The sequence below is a fragment of the Bradyrhizobium sp. 25ACV genome, from assembly GCF_054863005.1.
This window is the reverse complement of record NZ_JAVAYO010000099.1, coordinates 1-271: the sequence shown is the minus strand read 5'-3', so window position 1 is coordinate 271 and position 271 is coordinate 1. Positions and strand designations below refer to the sequence as shown.

Annotated in this window: 1 protein-coding gene; it reads right to left on the bottom strand. The window is 64.9% G+C overall.

Going from position 1 to position 271, the window contains the following annotated elements; all coding sequences use genetic code 11:
- On the bottom strand, positions 1–259 hold a 259-nt coding region (locus tag RAD04_RS38735; RefSeq protein WP_461627975.1), incomplete at its 3' end, for a hypothetical protein.
- Positions 260–271 lie beyond the last annotated feature (12 nt).

The window sequence follows — 271 nt, the reverse complement described above, 5'->3', positions numbered from 1 at the left end:
GCGTGAGCTTGGCAGTTTCTTCGCCGGCCTGTTTTTTCGCGCTAACAAAGGCTTCGAAGAGCTGGTCGACCTTGTCCGCTTCCCTCTCGGGTTCGGAGCAGACCACGCGGAAACCCTGGGGTGGGACGGAGGCGGGTGCCGGCGCCGATGATTTCACCGCCCGGGGGGCTTCCGCTTGCGCCTTGGCGCGTTCCGCCTCGATGGCCTTGGCGGCAGCGCCGAAATGGTGTTGCACGGTGCCTTCTTCGCGTTGCGCCATGCGTTTCCGGAA